This window comes from Streptomyces sp. CAI-85, from assembly GCF_013363615.1.
GTDB classification, from domain to species: Bacteria; Actinomycetota; Actinomycetes; order Streptomycetales; family Streptomycetaceae; genus Streptomyces; species Streptomyces antibioticus_B.
In genome coordinates, this window is sequence record NZ_JAANNX010000007.1 from 42,223 (window position 1) to 62,215 (window position 19,993).

At 72.1% G+C, this 19,993-nt stretch carries 17 protein-coding genes; 7 read left to right on the plus strand and 10 right to left on the minus strand.

The window, feature by feature from the left end; all coding sequences use genetic code 11:
• Positions 1-18 precede the first annotated feature (18 nt).
• The 4 genes from G6W55_RS11780 to G6W55_RS11795 all read right to left on the minus strand — a co-directional run bounded on the left by G6W55_RS11780 (position 19) and on the right by G6W55_RS11795 (position 3,362).
• A complete protein-coding gene (locus G6W55_RS11780) occupies positions 19-495 on the minus strand; it encodes a nitrate reductase molybdenum cofactor assembly chaperone (RefSeq protein ID WP_175520769.1) in 477 nt (158 codons plus the stop codon).
• 178 nt (positions 496-673) lie between these two features.
• Positions 674-1,468, minus strand: a complete 795-nt coding sequence (locus tag G6W55_RS11785; protein WP_175520770.1) for an SAM-dependent methyltransferase — start codon at positions 1,466-1,468, stop codon at positions 674-676.
• A gap of 55 nt (positions 1,469-1,523) precedes the next feature.
• On the minus strand, positions 1,524-2,387 hold the full coding sequence (locus G6W55_RS11790; RefSeq protein ID WP_085207097.1) for a helix-turn-helix transcriptional regulator: 864 nt from the start codon (positions 2,385-2,387) through the stop codon (positions 1,524-1,526).
• 147 nt (positions 2,388-2,534) lie between these two features.
• Positions 2,535-3,362, minus strand: coding sequence for a helix-turn-helix domain-containing protein (locus tag G6W55_RS11795; RefSeq protein WP_175520771.1), 828 nt, complete (start codon positions 3,360-3,362; stop codon positions 2,535-2,537).
• Positions 3,363-3,515: 153 nt separating this feature from the next.
• On the opposite strand from G6W55_RS11795, the gene G6W55_RS11800 reads away from it, so the two are divergent.
• Complete coding sequence (locus G6W55_RS11800; RefSeq protein ID WP_175520772.1) at positions 3,516-3,821, plus strand: 4a-hydroxytetrahydrobiopterin dehydratase; 306 nt, start codon at positions 3,516-3,518, stop codon at positions 3,819-3,821.
• Between the two features lie 37 nt (positions 3,822-3,858).
• Complete coding sequence (locus G6W55_RS11805; RefSeq protein WP_175520773.1) at positions 3,859-4,605, plus strand: class I SAM-dependent methyltransferase; 747 nt, start codon at positions 3,859-3,861, stop codon at positions 4,603-4,605.
• A gap of 93 nt (positions 4,606-4,698) precedes the next feature.
• Here G6W55_RS11805 and G6W55_RS11810 read toward each other — a convergent pair whose 3' ends face one another.
• Positions 4,699-5,187: a hypothetical protein gene (locus tag G6W55_RS11810; RefSeq protein WP_175520774.1), complete on the minus strand. Its 489-nt coding sequence runs from the start codon at positions 5,185-5,187 to the stop codon at positions 4,699-4,701.
• A 40-nt stretch (positions 5,188-5,227) separates the two neighbouring features.
• On the opposite strand from G6W55_RS11810, the gene G6W55_RS11815 reads away from it, so the two are divergent.
• Positions 5,228-6,202, plus strand: a complete 975-nt coding sequence (locus tag G6W55_RS11815) for a YafY family protein (protein ID WP_175520775.1) — start codon at positions 5,228-5,230, stop codon at positions 6,200-6,202.
• A gap of 69 nt (positions 6,203-6,271) precedes the next feature.
• Here G6W55_RS11815 and G6W55_RS11820 read toward each other — a convergent pair whose 3' ends face one another.
• Positions 6,272-9,187: a glycoside hydrolase family 48 protein gene (locus tag G6W55_RS11820; RefSeq protein WP_175520776.1), complete on the minus strand. Its 2,916-nt coding sequence runs from the start codon at positions 9,185-9,187 to the stop codon at positions 6,272-6,274.
• A 537-nt stretch (positions 9,188-9,724) separates the two neighbouring features.
• Between G6W55_RS11820 and G6W55_RS11825 the strand changes: the two genes are divergently transcribed.
• The gene (locus tag G6W55_RS11825; RefSeq protein ID WP_175520777.1) at positions 9,725-11,464 is read left to right on the plus strand and encodes a glycoside hydrolase family 6 protein; all 1,740 of its coding nucleotides are present in this window, start codon (positions 9,725-9,727) and stop codon (positions 11,462-11,464) included.
• A gap of 167 nt (positions 11,465-11,631) precedes the next feature.
• A complete protein-coding gene (locus G6W55_RS11830) occupies positions 11,632-12,627 on the plus strand; it encodes a trans-aconitate 2-methyltransferase (RefSeq protein ID WP_175520778.1) in 996 nt (331 codons plus the stop codon).
• A gap of 70 nt (positions 12,628-12,697) precedes the next feature.
• Here the strand turns inward: G6W55_RS11830 and G6W55_RS11835 are convergent, their stop codons facing one another.
• The 3 genes from G6W55_RS11835 to G6W55_RS11845 all read right to left on the minus strand — a co-directional run bounded on the left by G6W55_RS11835 (position 12,698) and on the right by G6W55_RS11845 (position 17,209).
• Positions 12,698-13,534 carry an aldo/keto reductase gene (locus G6W55_RS11835; RefSeq protein WP_175520779.1) on the minus strand — a complete coding sequence of 279 codons (837 nt, stop codon included), beginning with the start codon at positions 13,532-13,534 and terminating at the stop codon, positions 12,698-12,700.
• 103 nt (positions 13,535-13,637) lie between these two features.
• Positions 13,638-15,467 carry a long-chain fatty acid--CoA ligase gene (locus G6W55_RS11840; protein WP_175520780.1) on the minus strand — a complete coding sequence of 610 codons (1,830 nt, stop codon included), beginning with the start codon at positions 15,465-15,467 and terminating at the stop codon, positions 13,638-13,640.
• 872 nt (positions 15,468-16,339) lie between these two features.
• A complete protein-coding gene (locus tag G6W55_RS11845) occupies positions 16,340-17,209 on the minus strand; it encodes a LysR substrate-binding domain-containing protein (RefSeq protein ID WP_175520781.1) in 870 nt (289 codons plus the stop codon).
• Between the two features lie 154 nt (positions 17,210-17,363).
• Between G6W55_RS11845 and G6W55_RS11850 the strand changes: the two genes are divergently transcribed.
• Positions 17,364-18,392: a bile acid:sodium symporter family protein gene (locus G6W55_RS11850; RefSeq protein ID WP_309243688.1), complete on the plus strand. Its 1,029-nt coding sequence runs from the start codon at positions 17,364-17,366 to the stop codon at positions 18,390-18,392.
• Positions 18,389-18,928, plus strand: coding sequence for an isochorismatase family protein (locus G6W55_RS11855; RefSeq protein WP_175520782.1), 540 nt, complete (start codon positions 18,389-18,391; stop codon positions 18,926-18,928). The genes G6W55_RS11850 and G6W55_RS11855 overlap by 4 nt, the downstream gene beginning before the upstream one ends.
• Positions 18,929-19,142: 214 nt before the next feature.
• On the opposite strand, the gene fdhD is transcribed toward G6W55_RS11855, so the two are convergent.
• Positions 19,143-19,991, minus strand: a complete 849-nt coding sequence (fdhD, locus tag G6W55_RS11860) for a formate dehydrogenase accessory sulfurtransferase FdhD (protein WP_175520783.1) — start codon at positions 19,989-19,991, stop codon at positions 19,143-19,145.
• Positions 19,992-19,993: the final 2 nt, after the last annotated feature.

The following is a 19,993-nucleotide window of genomic DNA, read 5'->3' on the forward strand; positions in this document are numbered from 1 at the left end:
CGCCGGCCCGCTCCCGGCTCACCGGCCCCCTAGGTCCCCGGGGGCCGGGAGCGCGGCGCACACCGCGTCCAGGACGGCGGCGTACGGCGTACCGGAGCCGGTGAGCCGGGAGCGCAGCCGCTCCAGCCCCTCGCGGTGCCCGGCGAGCAGCTCCGTCTCCCCGGTACGGGCCGTGAACTCCAGTACGGAGGGCAGGAAGTCGGGGAGTTCCTCGCCGGTGAACGTCAGGCCGTGCACCCGGTAGAGGTCCTCGAAGCGCGCCAGCGGCAGCCCGCCGGGCCAGCGGCTGAGGTACAGGCCGTGCGGGTCCGCCCCGTCGAAGACCCGCGCGTAGTGCGCCTGGAGCTCGCCGGGCGGGGTGACGGCCGCGTGGTCGGCGAACTCCCGTAGCTGCGGCGCCGCTTCGCGCAGCAGCGGCAGCCGGTCGCGCAGGGCGTCGTCGGGATACGTCAGACACAGCGCGGCGGCCTGGTACAGCACGGCGTCCGAGGGCATCACGCCTCCTTCGAGTCGCTCGGGGGCGACACCCGCGTGTCGGGCACCTGCGCTCCCTCGCCCGCCCCGGTCTACGACGCTAGGGGCGGGCGCGGGAGCGCACCCGTTCACCGCACCCGTACGGGTGCCGGGACCGCGCTGACCAGGCACGACGAGCCTCGGTTGCCAGGCCCCCCGGTCAGGGCTTGGTGGCGACCCCGGCGTACACCGGGACGATGCCCTCGGCCTGGAGCGCCACGTCCTCGGGGTCGGGGCGCCAGCCCGAGACCGGGATCAGGCCCGGGCCGAGCAGTTCGAGACCGTCGAAGAAGCGGGCGAACTCGGCCATGGACCGCGGATGGAAGGGCGTACCGCTGCGCCGGAAGGCGTTCGCCGCCTTCTCGATGGCCTCCGGGCTGAGGTCCGGGGTCACCTGGGAGAGGATCAGCCGGCTGCCCGGGGCGAGCCGCGCCATGTACTCCCGCACCAGCGCGTACCCGCTGTCGTCCAGGTAGTGCGTCAGCGCCACCAGGGAGAGCGCCACCGGCCGGGTGAAGTCGAGGGACTCGGCGGCCCGTTCGAGCAGCGCGTCCAGATCGCGGACGTCGGCGTGCACGTACTGCGTGGACCCCTCGGGCGAGCTGTGCAGCAGGGCCTGCGCGTGCCGCAGCACGATCGGGTCGTTGTCGGCGTACACGACCCGCGCCTCGGCCGCCACGCCCTGGGCGACCTGGTGCAGATTGGGTTCGGTGGGGATCCCGGTGCCGATGTCGAGGAACTGGCGGATCCCGGACTCGGCGGAGTCCCGCACGGCCCGGATCATGAAGCGCCGGTTGGCCCGCGCGCCGCGCCGCACCGTGCCGTCCACGGCGAGGATGGAGCGGGCCAGTTCCTCGTCCACCGGATAGTTGTCCTTCCCGCCCAGCCACCAGTCGTAGACGCGGGCCGGGTGGGGACGGCTGGTGTCGATGCGGGGTACCGCGGACTCGGTCATGCGGGGTCTTCTCCTGGGGGGACTGAAGGGGGAGCGAGTGGGGCGGGCGTGGGGGTCACAGACTGTCGCGGACGTCCCGCAGCATCTGCACGGTGCGTTCGGCGGACGCGGCGTGCGCCGTCATGTGGTCGAGGACCTCCAGATGCGCGGAGACCTCCTTGCGCGAGTCCAGATAGAGGGCGCCGGTCAGATACTCCGTCACCACCATGTCGGGCAGTTCGGGTTCGGCGAAGCGGAACAGCGTGAACGGCGCGGCCGTCCCGGGGTGCGGGCCGTCGGCGAACCGGGCCACCTGGAGCGTGATCCGGTCGCGCTCGGACAGCTCCAGCATCCGGTCCAACTGGGCGGCCATCACGGCGGGATCGAGACTCGCGGGGCGGCGCAGCACGGTCTCGTCCAGCACCGCCCACAGATGCGGCGGGTCGGGTTTGTCCAGCAGTCGCTGCCGCGCCATGCGCAGCGACACATGCCGCTCCAGCGACTCGGGCGTGGTGCGGCCGACGGTGCCGGCCTCCAGCACGGCCCGCGCGTAGTCCTCGGTCTGCAACAGGCCGGGTACGAAGTGGGGTTCGTAGGAGCGGATCAGCCGGGCCGCGCCCTCCAGGCTCACGTACAGGCTGAACCACTCGGGCAGGACGTCGTGGAACCGCTGCCACCAGCCGGGCCGGTTGGCGTCCTCGGCGAGCGTGATGAAGGCGGCCGCCTCTCCCGCCGGCACGCCGTAGGCGTCCAGCAGCACTTGTACGTACGGGATCTTCAGCGAGACCTCCGCGGTCTCCATGCGCCGGACCGTCGCCGGGGCCACCCGCAGTGCGCGGGCCGCCTCCTCGCGGGCCAGTCCGGCCGTCTCGCGCAACTCCTGGAGCCTTCTGCCGAGTACCACCTGCCCCACCGTGGGCGCGGGCCGTCGTTCACTCACGCCACGTCTCCCCTACGTGTCGGCACGCGGGCCAGTGTGCCATGTCCGGGGCGGGGGCTCACCGGGACCGAGGGAGGTCTTCGCCACATCCGGAGAGCCACCTTCCGCCGGTTGTGGACGGACCGTGCCGACTGTCCTGAAGCTCCGTCAATCCGCCTTCATGCGCAGGTACTTGACCGTCTCGGGGTCGGCCGGGAGGAAGGTCTCGACGGCCAGTTCGGCGACCGTCACGTCCATCGGTGTGTTGAATGTGGAGATCGACGACACGAACGACAGGACCCGTCCGTCGTGCTCGATCCGCAGTGGCAGCGCGAAGTGCGGGACGGCTCCCGAGGGTTCGTCGTCCCGGCCCTCCGGCACGGGGTACGCGGCGACCTCCTCGTACAGCCGGCGCAGCGGTGCCGAGCGGTGCAGGGCGATCTGCCGCTCCATCTGGTGCAGCAGATGGCCGCGCCACTCACGGAGGTTGCGGATACGCGGCGCGAGGCCCTCCGGGTGAAGGGTCAGCCGCATCGCGTTGAGCGGCGGCGTCAGCAGGGACTCCGGGACGCCGTCCAGCAGCGTCATGATCCCGCGGTTCGCGGCGACCACGTCGTACACCCCGTCCACCACCAGCGCCGGATACGGCTCGTACCCCGTCAGCAGCGTCTCCAGCCCGGCCCGCAGCGCCTCCAGCGCCGGGTCGTCCAGCGGGGTCTCCGGGTAGCGCGGGGCGTGACCGGCCGCCAGCAGCAGCGCGTTGCGCTCCCGGACGGGCACGTCGAGATGCTCGGCCAGCCGCAGCACCATCTCCTCGCTGGGCCGGGAGCGGCCCGTCTCCACGAAGCTGATGTGCCGCGCGGAGGACCCCGCGCGCAGGGCGAGTTCGAGCTGACTGATCCGCCGCCGCTCCCGCCAGGCCCGCAGCAGCGGACCGACCCCCGGTGCGGTGGTGGCGGGGGAGGGGGCGTGCGGACCGGTCGCGACGGAGGCCATGCGTACGACCGTAACGGAGGGGCGGTCCGGTACGCCCCGGCGGGCTTCCGCGCGCCCCGGGCCCGCGTATGCGCCCGCCGACCTGACCAGGGCCGCTTCCGGCCGGCTGTGGCACGCTGGAAGGTACGCGACACCCACGGAGGGAGTCAGGCCATGGCCGCGGAACCGCTGGCGCAGAAGGAGATCGAGGACCGGCTCGCCGAGCTGCCCGGCTGGTCCCTGGACGACGGCCTGCTCACCCGCTCCTACCGGCTGGACTCGCATGTCGCCGCGGCCGCCCTGGTCGTCCATGTCGCGCGCATCCAGGACGAGCTGAACCACCACGCCGAGATCACCCTCGGCTACGACACGGTCCGCCTCGCCGTCAGCACGCACAGCGCGGGCGGCGCGATCACCGATCTGGACATCGCGCTCGCCCGGCGGGTGCGGGACGCGGCGCCCGCCCACGGAGCGCGCTGACCCGCAGGCCGACGGGGCGAGGAGACGGGGGGCGCGCGTGCTGGACTACGACGAGGAAGCCGAGCGCTACGACGCCATGCGCGGCGGTGAGCCCCGGGCGGCCGCCGCCGCGGAGGCCGTCCTCGGCCTGCTGCCGCCGGACGCGGCCCGGCTGCTGGACGTCGCCTGCGGCACCGGCATCGTCACCCGGCGGCTCGCGGCCGGCCGCCCCGGACTGCGGGTGACCGGCGTCGACCTGTCCCCGGCGATGGCCCGGCGGGCCGCCGCCCGGCTGCCCGGCACGATCGTGCGCGCCGACAGCCGCCGACTGCCCTTCCCGGACGGCGTGTTCGACGCCGTCACGAGCGTATGGCTGCTGCATCTCGTCGAGGACGACGGCGACGCGCGCCGGATCGTCGCCGAGTGCGCCCGGGTGCTGCGGCCCGGCGGGGTCTACGTCACCACCGTCGACAAGGGCGCCTCGCACAACGTGGGCAGCGACATCGATGTCGTCCTCGCCTCCCGCCCCCACCGGCCCGCGTCCGACGCGGAGGCCCTGGTCGAGGGGTACGCCGCCGGCCTCGGGCTGCTGCCCGCGGGCCGGGCCCGGTTCCCCGGCCGTGGGCAGGGCCGCAGCCCGCGCCGCGCGATCACCGATCTGCGCCGCGGCTGGTTCGTCACCCTGCCGCCCGGCCACCCCCTCGCCGACGACTTCGCCGCCCGGCTCGCGGCCCTCCCCGACCAGGAACGCCCGCGCCCGGAACCGGAGTTCACCCTGCGGGCGTTCCGGAAGCCGGCCGGCTGAAGGCCATCGTCCAGTGGGACAGCCAGGGAGCCCGTTCTCGAAGCGGCGCCCACGACCGGCGGGAACCGGCAGGTCGATCTCGTCCCCGGTCGCTCATGCGCGTTCCCCCGTGGTTCCGTCGGGCAGGGCGTCGGCCAGATAGGCCGGGAGGTCGGGTGCTTCGGGGCGCAGCACGTGCCGTACCCAGGCGTGCCGTTCGTGCAGGACCGGGGGCAGTTCCCAGACGCAGCCGATCCACGGCAGGTCGTGGCGGACGAAGCGGGTGGGGTCGAGGTCGGGACAGCCCAGCGCCGGCTGCCCCGCCGCCGCGCCCCGGTAGTGCAGCACGTTGTCCCACACCCAGCTATAGGCGTTGAGATAGGCGCCGGTGTCCCCGCCCCGGTGCAGGACGACGAAGGTGGCCGGCGGGGTGCCGTCCGGCTCCGGCAGCAGCTCGGGCAGCACCGCGTAGGCCGCCCGCTCCACCTCGGGCGCGATGCCCGCCGGGTCGGCGGTGACGTGGTAGCGCTTGATCCACCGGCCCGCCACCTCGATCGGCGGCCGCGCGGTCAGTGTCTTCTCCTGGAAGGCCGTGAAGGTCATGAACGCGACGCTAAGCGCCCTTCACTGCCACCATATGTCAGTGAAGTCCAGCCGACTCGTCTCGATCCTGCTGCTGCTCCAGACCCGGGGCCGGATGACCGCCGCCCAGCTCGCCGGGGAGCTGGAGGTGTCGGTGCGCACGGTCTACCGGGACGTCGAGGCGCTGGCCGCGGCGGGCGTCCCGCTGTACGGCGACGCCGGGCACGCGGGCGGCTACCGACTCCTGGACGGCTACCGCACCCGGCTCACCGGACTGACCACGGCCGAGGCGGAGGCGCTCTTCCTCGCGGGGGCGCCGGGGCCCGCCGCCGACCTCGGTCTCGGCCCGGTGCTGGCCGCCGCCCGGCTCAAGGTGCGGGCCGCGCTGCCGGCGCCGGTCCGTGAGCACGCCGACCGGATCAGCGGCCGCTTCCATCTCGACGCACCCGGCTGGTACGCGGACACCGACGCGGTGCCGTGGCTGCCGGCGGTCGCCGACGCCGTGTGGAACGACCGGGTGCTCGACGTCTCCTACCGCCGCTGGCGCGAGCCCACCGATGTGCGCCGCCGCCTCGAACCGTACGGCCTGGTCCTCAAGGCGGGCCGCTGGTACGTCGTCGCCGGACCCGGACCGCGCACCTTCCGGGTCGACCAGATCCTCGAACTCTCCGTACGGGACGAGGCGTTCACCCGGCCGGACGGCTTCGACCTGGCGGACTGGTGGACCGGCCACCAACGCGACTTCCGTCAACGCCTGTACACGGGCCGGGCGGTGGTCCGCCTGGCGCCGGGGGCGACACTCGGACGCCCGATGACGGCCGAGGAACCGCCCGACACGGACGGCTGGATCCGGGCCACGGTACCCATCGAGTCCCTGGACCACGCCCACGGCGAGTTCCTCCGCCTCGGCACCGACATCGAGGTTCTGGAACCCGCCGGACTACGCCACCGAATCGCCCGTACGGCAGCCGAGTTGGCCGAACGGTACGGCAACGCGCCCGGGGAACCCGGCGACCGGGAGGCCCCCAGGTCGTGAGTGGGTGCGCACAGACCGGGCGGCCCCCGGGAAGGGGCCGCCCGGTGTGGTGCGCGGAGCCGGGCGGGGCTATTCGAGGAGCTCCGCGTACGAGCCCATGGCCAGGGCTATGTCGGCCTGGGCCCAGAATCGGTGGTAGGTGAAGACGGGGGCGGCGCCGCCCGCCAGGTAGGTCTCGATCTTCGAGAAGTTCGGGTCGGACTCGTAGAAGGAGCGGATCGAGGTGAAGGTCGACGACGAGGTGATCGGGTCGCCGTTCGGCATCGTGCCGGTCCAGCCGGTGGGGACGGACACCGTGTCGTCGAAGCGGTCGTAGTCGGTGCGGGTCTCGGGGACGGCGACGCCCAGGGCGTCCTGGTGGTGGGTCCACATGCCGTCGAGGAGGGCCTTGGCGGTCGTCGCCGCCCCGGTGTCACCGGAGCGGTCGGCGTAGTAGGTCAGGGTCCTGGCGTACGCGGCGGCCACGCCGACGTCGTCGGTGTAGTCGGCGACGGTGACGTGCAGTCCCGTGTTGGCGCCGGGGCTGGAGGCGTTCCAGGTGTCGGGCCGGCCCGACCACCGGAGGGTGGAGGGGATCCGGTAGCTGCCGTCCGGGTTGACCGTGGTGTGCGCGAGCGCCCAGTCCACCCACTTGTCGAGGACGGTCTTGGCCTGCGCGTTCCCGGTCTGCTGGTAGTACTCGGCGACCCGCTCCATCGACCACGCCTGGAAGCCGAACCACTGGTTGGACGGCGGGTCGTGGTAGACGGGCTGCTCGTCGTAGTACATGCCGTAGAAGGTGGGCGTCCCGGCCGGCGGGGTGGCGTAACGGCCCGCCCAACTGTTGGTCGCCCCGCCCGCGATGGCGCCCTCGTCGGACTGGAGCCAGCGGTAGAACTCCAGTTGGCGGGTGAGCGACTTCGCCCAGTCCGCCTGGCCCGTCGCCGACTTCGGCCTGAGGTCGGCGTAGGAGCTGAGCGCGTAGGCGGCCAGCGGGTTCTGGTAGCCGCCGTGCGCATGGCTGGAGCCGATCCGCCAGGCCCAGCCCGCACTGGTGTCGGTGGCCCCGCCCCAGGCGTAGTACCAGGACATCAGATAGTGCGAGGCGTCCTTGCCGGTCCCGGCCGCACACGTGGTCGGACCGACGCAACCGCCGATTTTCTTGAAGTACTTGTCGTACATCGAGTAGCGCAGATAGTCGCCCATCTTCGCCGCCTTGCCGACGGTCGCGGACACCTCGGCACCCTTGCCCTGCTGCCCGGCCCAGACGTCCGCCCAGTACGCGGCCTGCACCGCCCGTGCGTCCGCGTCCGGCGCGTTGGTGAACTTCCACTGCTTCGCGTAGGACGCGTCACCGGTGAACAGGTCCAGATACCCGTTCGTGCCGCCGTACGTGAAGGCGTCGCAGGTCGGCTGCGGCACCGTCTCCCACACCGACTCCTGCGCGCCGCGCTGGAAGGTGTTGATGGAGGAGGGGCCGGTGTCCGCCGGGCCCGCCTCGCACCTGCCGGGTGAATTGCCGTACCCGTACACGTTGTCGACGTCCTGGAGCCAGTGCATGCCGTACACGTCGTCCGTGCCGTACGCGGACTTCAGCTCCGCCGCGATCGGGTCCAGGCCGACCGAGACCCCCGAGTCGAGCCGGGCCGGATACTCGGCGGGCGTGTCCAGTTCGGGCGCGTAGGTCGCCGGTTTCCACGCGGTGTAGAAGGAGTTGGTCGGCTGGTCGGCGTGGGTGGGGATCATGTACCGCTCCATGAGGTCCCACGCCCCGTTGAACCGGGTCCAGTCGCCCGTCACCTTGCCGTACATGGCCTGGAGCCACAGCAGATAGCTGTACGCCTCCGACGTGGTCTCGTGCCCGTGGTCCGGCGCCTCCACGATCAGCGTCTCGACCGAGTGGTACGGGATCCCCTCCGGCGAGAAGTAGCCGTTCGCCGGATCGGTGATCTTGCCGTAGAGGTCCAGGAACCGGGCGTCGTACACCGTGCCCCCGGCGATCTGCGTGACCGTCACCGTCGCCTTCGCGTGCCCGGTCGCCGTCGACTCGAAGGTGGCCGCACCCGTGCCGGTGGCGTCCGCCGTGACGGTCACCGTCTGCGCGGTGTTCCAGTTCGACGGCGTGAAGGTGAGCGAGGACCCGCCGGTCACCGCGAGGCCCGTGTTGCCGCCGGTACGGGCGGTCGTCACGGTCACCGCGGCGGACGGCTGCGTGGACAGCCGCACCTGATAGGTGCCCGACTTCCCTTGCTGCACGGCCAGTTGGTTCGCCCCGGCGACCACCGCGGGCCCCGAGGCGACCGTGATGCCGACCGGCGGCGACGACCCGGCCGCGCCCAGACTGTCGTACGCCTTCGCCACCAGCGAGTGGGCGCCCACGGCGAGCCCGCTCGCCGACAGGGTGAACGGCGCGCTCGTGTCCGTGCCCAGCAGCGCCGTGTCGTCGTAGAACTCGACCTTGGTGACCGTCGCCCCGTCGGCGGCCGCGGCGGTCGCCGCGAGCGGCACCGCGTCCCCCTGCGTGTAGACGGCGCCCGCGGCCGGACTGGTCAGCACGGTCACCGGCGGCTGGTGCGCGCCCGCGCAGACCGTGCCGTTGACCGAGAAGGACGTGGGAGCGGCGTTGGTGCCGCTGTAGGTGAACTGCGCGCCGGTGCTCACCGCCGCGCCCGCGGCGATCGTGCCGTTGTAGGCGGCGTTGACCACCGTGATCTGCCGGCCGGACTGCGACCAGGTCCCGTTCCAGCCGTTGGTCAGCCTCTGGTCGCCTGGGTAGGCGTAGGTCAGGGTCCAGCCGTCGATCGGGTCCGTGCCGCGGTTGGTGAGGGTCAGCTCCGCGGTGAAGCCGGACCCCCAGTCGTTGGCCCGGTGGTCGACGCTGCACTGGAGCGCCGCCGCCCGGGCGGGAGTCGTCGTCGTGCTCAGCATGGCCAGCGGGAGCGCGAGGGCCGCCACGAAGGCGGTCCACAGGCGCCGCGCCCCGCGGCGTCTGCGTGCGGGATCCATGGTGCTGGTTCCTCCTTGCGGCTCGGGAGTGGGGGAGGAGCAACAAGCCTTGAACCAGTGGGAGCGCTCCCATAGTGGGGATGCCGGGTGAAGGGGTCAAGGTGCTTGAAGAGTCGAAAACATTCGACTCGCGTTGTTGAGGGAAAGTCAGCAACTCCCCTGTCCTTTCAAGGTGCTTGGCGCTAGCTTCGAGACACCAGTGGGAGCGATTCCATCAGTCGACGCGTCCGTCACACGGCGCTGAACTGCAAGGAGTCGCTCATGCGACACCCTCCGCGGCAGAACTCCCCACCGGAGCCCACGGCTTCCGGAACGCCGTCACGCCCGCCGCCGCGTCGACGCATCCGGCACCTCTCATGCACCTCGCGTCTCTGATGCACCCCGCATCTCTCATGCACCTCGCACCTTCACCGCGTTCGCCATCGGGCCGCGCGCTCGTCCGCGTGCCCCCGAGCGAAATCCGTGTGCCCCCGAGCGAAAGGCGCCACCGCACGACCGGACCGACACCACCCGCGACGGAGAAGGAAACCCGCACTCATGAGCCGTAGCAGAACAGCGATACTCGCCGCGCTGGCGCTGGTCGCCGGGGCCTCCGGGACCGCGCTCGCGGTGGTCCCCGGCGACCCGGGCATCGCCGCCGTCCCCTGCACCGTCGACTACCAGGTGCAGAACCAGTGGAGCACCGGCTTCACCGCGAACGTCACCGTCACCAACCTCTTGGCCGCGAAGACGAGTTGGTCGGTGAAGTGGGCCTACGCCGGCAACCAGCAGATCACCAACGGCTGGAACGCCAAGATCAGCCAGTCCGGTACGGCCGTCACCGCCGCCAACGAGTCCTACAACGGCACGCTGGCGAACGGCGGTTCGGTCAGCTTCGGGTTCCAGGCGTCGTACAGCGGCGGCAACGCGCTGCCTACAACGTTCACCCTCGACGGCGTCACCTGCAATGCCGACGGCGGCACCGGCGGACCCACCGACCCCGGACCCACGGACCCCGGCCCGACCGACCCCGGCACCCCCTCCACCCGCGTCGACAACCCGTACGCCGGCGCCAAGGTGTACGTGAACCCGGAGTGGTCGGCGAAGGCCGCCGCCGAACCGGGCGGCAGCCGTGTCTCCGGCCAGCCCACCGGTGTCTGGCTGGACCGGATCGCCGCCATCGAGGGCGTGGGCGACGGGATGGGCCTGCGCGACCACCTCGACGCGGCCCTCGCCCAGAAGGGCAGCGGCGAGGAGGTCGTCCAGCTCGTCGTCTACGACCTGCCAGGGCGGGACTGCGCGGCCCTCGCCTCCAACGGCGAACTGGGCCCGACCGAGATCGGCCGCTACAGGAGCGAGTTCATCGACCCGATCGCGGCGATCCTCGCCGACAGCAAGTACGCCTCGCTGCGGATCGTCACCACCATCGAGATCGACTCGCTGCCCAACCTGGTGACCAACGTGGGCAGTCGGCCCACCGCCACCGCGGCCTGCGACACCATGAAGGCCAACGGCAACTACGTGAAGGGCGTCGGCTACGCGCTGAACAAGCTCGGCGCGATCCCCAACGTCTACAACTACATCGACGCCGGCCACCACGGCTGGCTCGGCTGGGACGACAACTTCGCCCCCTCCGCCCAGCTCTTCTTCGAGGCCGCCAACGCGGAGGGCGCGACCGTCGACGACGTGCACGGGTTCATCACCAACACGGCGAACTACAGCGCCCTGAAGGAGAACAACTTCACCATCGGCGACTCGGTGGCCGGCAAGTCGGTCCGTGAGTCGAAGTGGGTGGACTGGAACCGGTACGTCGACGAACTGTCGTACGCCCAGGGGTTCCGCAACCAGCTCGTCACCGCCGGCTTCCGGCCGGGCATCGGCATGCTGATCGACACCTCCCGCAACGGCTGGGGCGGTTCCGCCCGGCCCGCCGGACCGGGCGCCACGACCAGCGTCGACACCTATGTCGACGGCGGCCGTTACGACCGCCGTATCCACATCGGCAACTGGTGCAACCAGGCGGGTGCCGGGCTCGGTGAGCGCCCGCAGGCCGCCCCGGCCACCGGGATCGACGCCTATGTGTGGATGAAGCCGCCGGGCGAGTCGGACGGCTCCAGCTCCGCCATACCGAACGACGAGGGCAAGGGCTTCGACCGGATGTGCGACCCGACGTACACCGGCAACCCGCGCAACGGCAACAACCCGTCGGGCGCGCTGGGTGACGCACCGGTGTCCGGGCACTGGTTCTCGGCGCAGTTCCAGCAGTTGATGCAGAACGCGTACCCGCCGCTGCCGTAGCGGCGGACGCGGTGCCGCCGGGGCCGGCCGCCCTTTCCCGGGCCGGTCCCGGCGGGCCGCGGTTTTTGCCGTGGGACGGTGGCTGTTTTGCCGTACCGGCAACAGGAGTGGCCTTCTCCCGGTGCGTCGGCGCACGCTGTCGGCATACCGAGCGAGAGGCTGACCCCATGGCGCACGACCCGCATCCGCACGCATCCGACGACACCCCCGGCCACGGACACGGGCACGACCACGGCGGTGGCCACGGCCACGGTCACGGCAGTGGTCATGGCGGCGGCCACGGCAGTGGTCATGGGCTCGGCCACGGCCATGGTCACGGCACCGACATCGACTGGGCCGAGATGGCCCCGCACCTCGAGGCCCAGGCCGAACTGTTCACCCCGCTGTACGAGCGGGCCCTGTCCTGGCTCGCCAAGGAGATCACCGAGCCGGGTCTGATCGTGGACGCGGGCAGCGGACCCGGGGTCGTCTCGTGTCTGATGGCCGAGACCTTCCCCGGCGCCCGCGTCCTGGCCGTCGACGGGTCCGCGCCGCTGCTGGTGCGGGCCGAGGAGCGGGCCGCCCGGCTCGGCTACAGCGACCGCTTCGGCACGCTCGCCGGTGATCTGCCCGGGGTGCTGGAGGACATGGACTACCCCGCCGACCTGCTGTGGGCCGGGCGCAGCCTGCACCACCTGGGCGACCAGCGGGCCGCGCTCGCCGCCTTCGCGGACCGGCTGGCTCCCGGCGGCACGCTGGCGATCATGGAGGGCGGGCTGCCGTCCCGGTTCCTGCCGCGCGACCTCGGTTTCGGCCGCCCCGGTCTGGAGGCCCGGCTCGACGGGCTGGAGGCGGAGTGGTTCGCGCGGATGCGGGCCGATCTGCCGGGCTCGGTCGACGAGGTCGAGGACTGGTCGGCGCTGCTCGCCGCCGCCGGCCTCAAGCACGCCCGCAGCCGCAGCTTCCTGCTCGACCTGCCCGCCCCGCTGCCCGACCGGGGCCGCGCCTATGTGATCGACCAGCTCTCCCGGCTCCGGGACAGCTACGCCGACGCCCTGGACGCCGACGACCGCGCCACCCTGGACCGGCTGCTCGACCCCGCGGACCCGGCGGGCCTGCACCGCAGGACGGACCTGTTCGTGCTGGCGGCCCACACCGTCCACACCGCCGTGAAGGCCGTCTAGACCGGGTCGCCCGGACGTACGAGGGGGGCGTGACCGCGCGGTCACGCCCCCCTCGTACGGACAGGTCCGGTCAGCCGACGTTGAACGTGGCCGGGTCCGGGCCGATGCGCCGGTCCTCGTTGAGCGCGCTGATCGCCGCCAGGTCCTCGGTGTCGAGGCTGAAGTCGAACACGTCGATGTTCTCCTTGATCCGCGACGGCGTCACGGACTTGGGGATCACCACGTTGCCGAGCTGGAGATGCCAGCGCAGCACGATCTGGGCCGGGGTGCGGTTGTGCTTCTGGGCGATGGCCACGATCGCCGGGACCTCCAGGAGGCCCTTGCCCTGGCCCAGCGGGGACCACGCCTCGGTGGCGATGCCCTGCTGCGCGTGCAGCTCGCGCAGGGCGTGCTGCTGGAGGTGCGGGTGCAGCTCGATCTGGTTGACCGCCGGGATCACCGAGGTCTCCCCGATCAGCCGCTCCAGGTGCTCGGGAAGGAAGTTGGAGACACCGATGGCCCTGGCCCGGCCGTCGGCGTTCAGCTTCTCGAGCGCCTTGTAGGTGTCCACGTACGTGTCACGGGCCGGCAGCGGCCAGTGGATCAGGTACAGGTCGACATGGTCCAGGCCCAGCTTCTCCAGGGAGGCGTCGAACGCGCGGAGCGTGGCGTCGTACCCCTGGTCGGCGTTCCAGAGCTTGGTGGTGACGAAGATGTCCTCGCGGGGCAGCCCGGCGGCCTCGACGGCCCGGCCGGTGCCCTTCTCGTTGCCGTAGATCGCCGCTGTGTCGATGCTGCGGTACCCGGCCTCCAGCGCGGTGGCGACCGCCCGCTCCGCCTCGTCGTCCGGCACCTGCCAGACGCCGAAGCCCAGCGAGGGCATCTCGACGCCGTTGTTGAGGATGATCGGGGGGACCTTGCTGCTCACGAGCTCTTGATCCTTCGGTTGTCCGTCAGGGAATTGATACGCCCATCGTCAACGATCACAGGCCGTGATGCATTCCTGACAGCGGAATTCGGGCCCCGGAGCCTCATGTGCTGTACAGCGCGTCCACCTCGTCGGCGTAGGTGTTCTCGATCGCCTTGCGCTTCAGCTTCAGCGACGGTGTCAGCAGGCCGTGCTCCTCGGTGAAGGGCTGGGCCAGGATGCGGAAGGTGCGGATGGACTCGGCCTGCGAGACCAGCGTGTTCGCGGCCACCACGGCCCGCCGCACCTCCGTCTCCAGGTCGTTGTCCCGCACCAGTTCGGCCGGGCCCGCCTGCGGTTTGCCGCGCATCTGGAGCCAGTGCTCGACGGCCTCCGGGTCGAGGGTGATCAGCGCGGCGACGAACGGCCGGTCGTTGCCGACGACGATGCACTGGTTGACCAGCGGATGGTCGCGCACCCGCTCCTCCAGCACGCCCGGCGAGACGCTCTTGCCGCCGGAGGTGACGAGGATCTCCTTCTTGCGGCCGGTGATGGTGAGATAGCCGTCCTCGTCGAGGGAGCCGATGTCGCCGGTGGCCAGCCAGCCGTCGTGCAGGGTCTCGTCGGTGGCCTTGGGGTTGTTCAGATAGCCCTGGAAGACGTTGCCGCCGTGCAGCCAGACCTCGCCGTCGTCCGCGATGTGCACGGTCACGCCCGGGATGGGCTGGCCGACGGTGCCGTAGCGGGTGCGTTCCGGCGGGTTGGCGGTCGCGGCCGCGGTCGACTCGGTCAGCCCGTACCCCTCGTAGATCTGCACCCCGGCGCCCGCGAAGAACAGGCCCAGCCGGCGGTCCATCGCCGAGCCGCCCGACATGGCGTGCCGGACCCGGCCGCCCATCGCCGCGCGCACCTTGGAGTAGACGAGCTTGTCGAAGAACTGGTGCTGCATCCGCAGCCCCGCCGACGGGCCGGGCCCGGTGCCCCACGCCTTCGCCTCCACCGCGTCCGCGTAGGCCACCGCCACCTCGACGGCCTTCTCGAACGGCCCCGACTTCCCGTCCCGTTCGGCCTTGCGGCGGGCCGCGTTGAGCACCTTCTCGAAGATGTACGGCACGGCCAGGATGAACGTCGGCCGGAACGCCGCCAGGTCGGGCAGCAGGGCGGCCGCGTGCAGCTCGGGCTGGTGCCCGAAGCGGACCCGGCCGCGAAACGCGGCGATCTGCACCATCCGCCCGAAGACGTGCGCGAGCGGCAGGAACAGCAGGGTCGCCGCCTCGTCGCCCTTCTTGGAGTGGAACACCGGCTCCCAGCGTTCGATGACCGTGTCGGCCTCGAACATGAAGTTGCCGTGCGAGATCACACAGCCCTTGGGGCGTCCGGTCGTGCCCGAGGTGTAGATGACCGTGGCGACCGAGTCGGGGGTGACGGCCTCCCGGTGCCGGTGCACCACCTCGTCCTCGACGCCCGCGCCGGCCTCGTACAGCTCCTGCACGCATCCGGAGTCGAGCTGCCACAGCCGGCGCAGTCGCGGGAGGCGGTCGATGACGGTGGCGATCGTCATGGCGTGGTCCTCGTGCTCCACGACCGCGGCCGTGCACTCGGCGTCGTACAGCATCCAGAAGCACTGCTCGGCGGAGGACGTCGGGTAGACGGGCACCACCTGGGCGCCGATCGTCCACAGCGCGAAGTCGAACAGGGTCCACTCGTAGCGGGTACGGGACATCAGCGCGACCCGGTCGCCGAAGCGGACGCCCTGGGCGAGCAGGCCCTTGGCGAGGGCGAGGACCTCGTCGCGGAACTCGGCCGAGGTCATGTCCCGCCATTCGCCGCGCTCGTCCTTGCGGCCGAGGGCCACGTGCAGCGGGTCCTCCTGGGCGTGCCGGAACACGGCGTCGGCCAGACCGCCGACCGGCGGCGGTGCCGACGCCGACGGAGGGTTGGTGAACTCGCGCACTCCCGCACCCCGCATCTCATGGCCGCACAGCGCCGTGAAAGCTACCCCACGCGCGGGCCGGGCGGGAGGGGGTCGGAAGGGCGACAAAGCTCTCGTCCACGCTGGTCAGTGCCGGAAAATGGGTCCACATGGGGAAGGGTCGGACACGAAGCTGACGTCTGAGTAAGTTTCGGTGCCGCAATCTCCACGGAATCTTCCCGGCCCGCTTACGCCTCGCGACGGTGCGTGGGTGCCGGGGCGGCGCGGGTGCCGTGCGGGGGCTTGCGTCCGGCGGTGGTGCGCATGCCCTGCGGGGGCTTGCCTGCCGCGTGGCGGTGTTGATGTCCGGTGGCGGTGCTCCCGCTCCGCAGCGGTGCTCCCGCTCTGCGGGTGTGTTCACGTCCCACGGCGGCTCACGTCCCGCGGCGGTGCGCATGCTCTGCGGGGGCTTGCCTGCCGCGTGGCGGTGTTGATGTCCGGTGGCGGTGCTTCCGCTCCGGGGCGGTGCTCATGTTCCGCGGGCGTATTCACGTCCCACGGCGGCTGACGTCCTGCGGTGGTGCGTATGCCCTGCGGTGGCTCGCCTCCCGCGCGGCGGTGTTCACGTCCCACGGCGGCGCACTTCCCGCGGCGGTGCTCATGCTCCGCGGGTGTGTTCACGTTCCACGGCGGCTGACGTCCCGCAGGGGTGCGCATACTCTGCGGCGGCTCGCCCTCCCGCGTGGCGGTGTTCACGTCCGGCGGTGGTGCTCCCGCTCCGCGGGCGTGTTCACGTCCCACGGCGGCTCTCGTCCCGCGGCGGTGCGTATGCCCTGCGGGGGCTCATCTCCGCGGCAGTGCTCACGCTCGGCGAGCGCGCTCACGTCCCTCGGCGGCTCACGTCCCTCGGCGGCTCATGTTCCGCGGCGGTGCAGGCGGTCGGCGGCGGAGAGGATTGCTGCCGCCAGTGCTTCCGCCGCGTCCTGGGCGGATGTGTGGCGGTGGCCGTGTGTGAGGACGAAGTCCACCTGGCCCAGCTCCGGCAGTCCCGCCCGTTCCGGGACGCGCACCAGGCCCGGCGGGACGAAGCCGCGGGAGTGGGCCATCACTCCGAGTCCGGCGCGGGCCGCCGCGATCAGTCCGTTGAGGCTGCCGCTGGTGCACACGATCCGCCAGGCCCGCCCCTGCCGCTCCAGCGCCTCCAGGGCCAGCGCGCGGGTGATGCCGGGCGGCGGGAAGACGATCAGCGGGACCGGGCGCTCGGGGTCCAGGCGGAGCCGCTCCGCGCCGATCCACACCAGCTCGTCGTGCCAGACCAGCTCGCCGTGCGGGTCCTCGGGGCGCCGCTTGGCCAGCACCAGGTCGAGTTTCCCGGCGGCGAGCTGTTCGTGCAGCGTCCCGGACAGCTCCACCGTCAGCTCCAGGTCGACCTCGGGATGGTCGTACCGGAAGCCCTCCAGGATCTCCGGGAGCCGGGTGAGGACGAAGTCCTCGGACGCGCCGAAGCGCAGCCGGCCGCGCAGCCGGGTGCCGGTGAAGAACGCCGACGCCTGCTCGTGCACCTCCAGGATCCGGCGGGCGAAGCCGAGCATCGCCTCGCCGTCCTCGGTCAGTTCCACCGAGTGCGTGTCCCGGCTGAACAGGGTCCGTCCGACGGTGTCCTCCAGCCGCCGTACGTGCTGGCTGACGGTGGACTGGCGCAGCCCGAGCCGACGGGCGGCCTGGGTGAAGCTCAGCGTCTGCGCCACCGCGAGGAAGGTCCGCAGATGGGAGGGCTCGTACATGGGCCCACCGTACGGCCATGTCCCGACGGTCATCGTGATCCGTGATGACAGTCAGAACGGTATGCCGGATTCCCGATCACGGGGGCGAGGAGGACGATGGGGAGGGGCGTTCCGGCCCCGACGCACAGACCTTCGACACCGTACGTGGAGCACCGTGAAACGCCTGACGTGGCCGAGTCGGATGCCGGTCGACCCCTACATCCTGCTGCTGCTCGGGACGGTCGGGATCGCGGCGCTGTTCCCGGCCCGCGGGACCGGCGCGGACGTGGCCTCCGGTGCCGCGACGGCCGCCATCGCCTTCCTCTTCTTCCTGTACGGGGCCCGGCTGTCCACCCGTGAGGCGCTGGACGGGCTGCGCCACTGGCGGCTGCACGTCACCGTCCTGGTGTGCACCTTCGTGGTGTTCCCGCTGCTGGGCCTGGCCGCGCGGGGTCTGGTCCCGGTGTTCCTCACCGAGCCGCTCTACCAGGGGCTGCTGTTCCTCACGCTGGTGCCGTCGACGATCCAGTCGTCGATCGCGTTCACGTCGATGGCCCGGGGCAATGTGCCGGCCGCGATCTGCGCGGGCTCGTTCTCGTCGCTGGTCGGGATCGTTGTCACGCCGTTGCTGGCGGCGGCCCTGCTCGGCGGGAGCGGCGGATTCTCGGCGGGCTCGGTCGTGGAGATCGTGCTCCAGCTCCTGGTGCCGTTCGTGGCGGGTCAGGTGGCGCGGCGCTGGATCGGCGCCTTCGTCGCCCGGCACCGCAAGGTGCTCGGGCTGGTCGACCGCGGCTCGATCCTCCTCGTCGTGTACACGGCGTTCAGCGAGGGCGTGGTCCAGGGCATCTGGCAGCAGGTCAGCCCGGTCCGCCTGGGCGGACTGCTGGCCGTGGAGGCCGTGCTGCTCGCGGTGATGCTGGCCCTGACCTGGTACGGCGCGAAGGCGTTGCGGTTCGGCCGCGAGGACCGGATCGCGATCCAGTTCGCCGGGTCCAAGAAGTCCCTGGCCTCGGGTCTGCCGATGGCGAGCGTCCTGTTCGGCGCGCACGCCTCGCTGGCGGTGCTGCCGCTGATGCTCTTCCACCAGATGCAGCTCATGGTCTGCGCGGTCATCGCCAAACGCCGCTCGCACGACCCCGTGGACCCGCATGTCGGCACGGATGCCCGGTACGGCGGGGCGGTGACGGATAACGTTCCGTCATGACCGCACCCCTCGTGCTCGATCCCGCGCGTACCGCTCTCGTCCTCGTCGATCTGATGGACCGGATCGTCGCGCTGCCCCTCGCGCCCCGCGGGGGCACCGAAGTGCTGTCCGTCGCCGAGAAGCTGGCGGACGGCTTCCGCGCGGCCGGGGCGCTCGTCGTCCTGGTCCGGGTGGAGCGCCCCGGGGTCGCCGAGCAGCCGCCCGGCAGCGGGCTGGTCGCGGGGCTGCTCCGGGACGGCGACGTGGAGATCGTCAAGCGGACGATCGGCGCCTTCCACGGCACCGGGCTGGACGACCGGCTGCGCGAGCGCGGGGTCACCACGCTGGTGCTCGGCGGCATCGCCACCAACCTCGGCGTCGAGTCCACCGCCCGCGCCGCCGGGGACCTCGGCTACGACCTGGTCTTCGTCGAAGACGCGATGACCGCCCTCACCGAGCCCGAACACGAGGCTTCGATCCGCCTCGACTTCCCCCGCCTGGGCACGGTGGTGACGGCGGGACGGGTGCGGTTCGGGGGTGACGGGGGCGACGACTGAGCCCGTGACCGTGACGGGGCGCTGCGGCGCAGGGTGCGCTGCCCGCGCTGCGGTTCGGTGACGGCGGGGGGCAGCGTCCGAGGCCGTGACCGGGCCCGCGACTGAACCCCGCGACCGGGGCGGCGGACGCAGCCGTCTTTGCGACGGGGCCCCGTGGCGCAGGGGGCGCTCCCCGCCGGGTGGGGCCCCGCCGCCGTGTCGCGGGAGGACCGGGTCAGCCGTGGGCGGCCGCGGTCCGCAGGGCGATACGGTCCTCGCCCGCGTACACGTTCATGGAACTGCCCCGCAGGAAGCCCACCAGCGTCAGCCCCGTCTCCGCGGCCAGGTCCACCGCCAGCGAGGACGGTGCCGAGACCGCGGCCAGTACCGGGATGCCCGCCATCACGGCCTTCTGCGCCAGCTCGAAGGACGCGCGGCCGGAGACCAGCAGGATCGCCCGGGACAGCGGCAGTCCGCCGCTCTGGAGGGCGCGGCCGACCAGCTTGTCGACGGCGTTGTGCCGGCCCACGTCCTCGCGGACGTCCAGCAGCTCGCCCGCCTCGGAGAACAGCGCGGCCGCGTGCAGCCCCCCGGTCCGGTCGAAGACCCGCTGGGCCGCGCGCAGCCGGTCCGGGAGGCTCGCGAGCAGCTCCGGCTCGATCCGGACCGGGGGAGTGTCGGCGATCGGCCAGCGGGCCGTCGTACGGACGGCGTCCAGGCTGGCCTTGCCGCACAGGCCGCAGGACGACGTGGTGTACACGTTCCGTTCGAGGGTGATGTCGGGGACCGTGACCCCGGGGGACGTGCGCACGTCCACCACGTTGTACGTGTTCGAGCCGTCCGCCATGGCGCCCGCGCAGTACACGATGTTCTGGAGGTCGTCCTGCTCGGCGAGCACGCCCTCGCTCACCAGGAACCCGGCGGCCAGCGCGAAGTCGTCGCCGGGTGTGCGCATGGTGATGGCCAGGGGTTTGCCGTTGAGCCGGATCTCCAGGGGTTCCTCCGCGACCAGGGTGTCCGGCCGGGTGGAGACCGCCCCGTCGCGTATGCGGAGCACCTTGCGTCGTTCGGTGACACGTCCCATGT